General features: G+C 70.4%; 4 protein-coding genes. 1 reads left to right on the top strand and 3 read right to left on the bottom strand.

Annotated elements, in window-relative coordinates; genetic code table 11:
* The coding region (locus AC0B61_RS37075; protein ID WP_471746932.1) for an MMPL family transporter at positions 1 to 1,240 on the top strand (1,240 nt) is incomplete at its 5' end.
* A 167-nt stretch (positions 1,241 to 1,407) separates the two neighbouring features.
* Here AC0B61_RS37075 and AC0B61_RS37070 read toward each other — a convergent pair.
* From AC0B61_RS37070 to AC0B61_RS37060, 3 genes are all read right to left on the bottom strand, one after another.
* The gene (locus AC0B61_RS37070) at positions 1,408 to 2,217 is read right to left on the bottom strand and encodes an alpha/beta fold hydrolase (protein ID WP_471746930.1); all 810 of its coding nucleotides are present in this window, start codon (positions 2,215 to 2,217) and stop codon (positions 1,408 to 1,410) included.
* A gap of 122 nt (positions 2,218 to 2,339) precedes the next feature.
* On the bottom strand, positions 2,340 to 2,564 hold the full coding sequence (locus AC0B61_RS37065) for an MbtH family protein (protein WP_401087049.1): 225 nt from the start codon (positions 2,562 to 2,564) through the stop codon (positions 2,340 to 2,342).
* A 55-nt stretch (positions 2,565 to 2,619) separates the two neighbouring features.
* The gene (locus AC0B61_RS37060; RefSeq protein ID WP_471746928.1) at positions 2,620 to 2,859 is read right to left on the bottom strand and encodes a hypothetical protein; all 240 of its coding nucleotides are present in this window, start codon (positions 2,857 to 2,859) and stop codon (positions 2,620 to 2,622) included.
* Positions 2,860 to 3,060 lie beyond the last annotated feature (201 nt).

Raw genomic sequence — 3,060 nt, 5'->3', positions numbered from 1 at the left:
CCTGAAGCAGCCCGGCTCCGACGACCTGTCCCGCGACATCCCCGTCGTCCAGTCGTTGGACCGGCTCACCGAGGCCTTCCCGAGCAAGGGCACCGTGCACCAGGTGGCCGTCCGCGCCTCGGCCGACCAGGCCGACAAGGTGACGTCCGCCCTCACCACGCTGCTCACCCGCACCTCCGGCGACGCCCTCTTCGCCCACGACCAGACGCCCGAGATCCGCGAGTCGCAGGACCGGCGCGTCCACGTCGTGCAGGTCGGCACGCCGCACTCGCCCAAGAGCGACGGCGCCCGGCAGTCCCTCGAACTCCTGCGGTCCTGGGTGCCCGAGGCCGTCCAGGGCGTGCCCGGCGTCGAGAGCGGCGTGGGCGGCAAGGTGGCGCAGGGCATCGACTTCACGGCCCACCTGAAGGACCGGATGCCGTGGGTGGTCGGCTTCATCCTGCTGCTGACCTTCGTCACGATGACCTTCATCTTCCGCTCGCTCGCCGTGGCGCTCTCCGCGATCCTGCTGAACCTGCTGTCGGCCGCCGCCGCGTTCGGCGTGCTCGTCGCGGTCTTCCAGCACTCCTGGGCGGAGAAGCTGCTGGACTTCCACAGCACCGGAGCGGTGGTCTCCTGGCTGCCCCTGTTCCTCTTCGTGGTGCTGTTCGGCCTCTCGATGGACTACCACGTGTTCGTGGTGAGCCGGATCCGCGAGGCCGCCCTCACCGGCGTGAGCGTCAAGGAGGCCGTCCGCGACGGCATCACCCGCTCCGCCGGGGTCGTCACCAGCGCGGCGGTCGTCATGGTCGGGGTGTTCGCGATCTTCGGCACGCTGAGCATGGTCGAGTTCAAGCAGCTGGGCGTCGGCCTGGCGGCGGCGATCCTGCTGGACGCCGTGATCATCCGCATCTTCGTCCTGCCGGCCCTGATGGCGGCCCTGGGCTCGTGGAACTGGTGGCCGGGCGGCCTGCCCGGCGGCCGTCGCGGACAGCGCGCGGCGCTCGCCGGCCAAGGCCGCCGGGAGCCGGAGCTGGTCGAGGAGCCGCCGTTCGCGGAGCCGTACGTCCCCTACGCGGTACCGGACCGCGGTGCCACCGCCTCGAACGGCTACGGCACCCCGGCCCAGGCCTACCAGCCCGCCGAGCAGTCGTACGGGCCGGGTGGCGACGGCTACGGCCGCCACCCCCACCTGACGCAGGCGTGGCCCCCGCCGCGGCCCCAGGGCCACGACGGCCGACCTGACTCCTACCAGCAGTAGGCAGGTCCCCAGAGCGAGGAGGGAGAGGCGCCCGGGCCCCCGTCGGGCACCTCTCCCTCCTCTCGTGCGTCGCACGGAAGAGCGTCCGGCCAGCCCCGGTTCTCCCCGGGCCGGCCGGACGCCCGTGTGCGTTCGGCGGGCGCCCGCGACCGGGCAGCCGCGGGCGGTCAGCCGGTCCCGGCGTTCAGGAACTCCACCATGAGCTTGTTCACGGTGTCCGGGTCCTCCAGGTAACCGTAGTGGCCGCACCCCTCGACGAGTTCGAACACCGCACCCGGGACGGCGTTCGCGACCTCCCGGCCCAGGTGCGGCGGGGTGATCACGTCGTCCGCGAAGGCGATCACCTGGCAGGGAACGCGGATGTCCCGGTAGGCGTCGAGCCGGTCCTCCAGCCTGCTCACCTCCATCTGGGCCCGCAGGCCCGGGCCGACCGGCGGCGCCAGCTCGAACAGGTCCAGCCAGTCGGCCAGCGCGGCGTCGTCGTCGAGGGTGCGCGGCGACAGCGACTTCAGCGCGCGCAGCACGGCGGCGTAGCGAGGCGGCAGCGCCAGGCCGGAGTCGTGCAGCTCGATCTCGGCCCGGGTGAGGGCCGCCCGCAAGCTGTCGGTGCGGCCGCGGGTGGCCATCAGCACGACCCGGCTCACCAGTTCGGGCCGGGCCAGGGCGAGCTCCTGGGCGACGAAGGCGCCCATCGAGGTGCCGACCACCCGGACCGGGCCGAGCCCGAGCCGCTCCACGAGGCCGGCTACGTCGCCCACCAGGTCCTGGAGGGTGAAGCCCTCGGGGCATTCCGAGGTCGGCGGGATGCCCCGGTTGTCGAAGGTGATCGCGCGGAATCCGGCGGCGGTGAGCGCGGGCACCTGGTACAGCTGCCACACGGTGGCGCCGCCGCCCGTCCCCTGGATGAGCACGACCGGCTCACCCCCTCCGGTGTCCTGGTAGTGAAGGCGTATTCCGTTGACCGGAACGACCGGCATCTGGCATTCCCCCTTGGTGTCGTCTGGAGCCTGGTGTCGTCTGGAGCCGTTCGGTGTCGGACAGCCGTGTGGCCCGCCCCCGGGCGCTGAGGAGCGCTCGCGGACGGGCCACACGGGGGGGATCAGGAGGCGTCGGCGCCTTCCATCGCCCGCACCAGGCTGGCGGGGCGCATGTCGGTCCAGTGGGTGTTGATGTAGTCGAGGGCCGTGTCGCGAGCGGTCGCCTCAAGGGCGGTGCTCCACCCCTCGGGCACCTCGATGAACGCCGGCCACAGGGAGTGCTGCCGCTCGTCGTTGACAAGGACGAGGTAGGTGCCCTCGGGGTCCTCGAAGGGGTTGCTGCTCATGTGATCGCTCCTTTTTTGAAGAATTCTTTTTCTTCCGATCGTTTCCATTCGCAGGTCACAGCCGCTCCGCGAGGAAACGCCCGATGCGGGCCGTGTGCCGGGCATCCGTCATCAGATTTCCATGAGTGGACTCTACCGGGCACACCTCGACCGAACCACCCACGAAGGGTTGCCACAAGCTGACATCCAACCGGCCCGAACGGTCGGCTTCCGACTTCTCCTCGGCGGAGACGAAAAGCAGGTCGCCGGTAAAGGATCCGGGCCGGAATCGCCGCATGAGCCGGACATTGTTCACATAGACGTCCTTCAGCGCCAGGATGTCCTGGGCCTCAAGGTGCCGGAGATTCTGGTTCCCGGTCTGCAGGAACTCGCGGAAACGCAGCAGGACCGCCTTCTCGTCTGCTACTGAAGTTGAATTCGTAATGTCGGTCTGAAGGTGGTCAGCCGTCCATGATCAGGCCGGTGGCGGCGAGGCATCCGTCGATGAGGTGAGAGC

This window comes from Kitasatospora sp. NPDC023385, from assembly GCF_055664045.1.
This window is presented reverse-complemented; position numbering and strand designations above follow the sequence as displayed.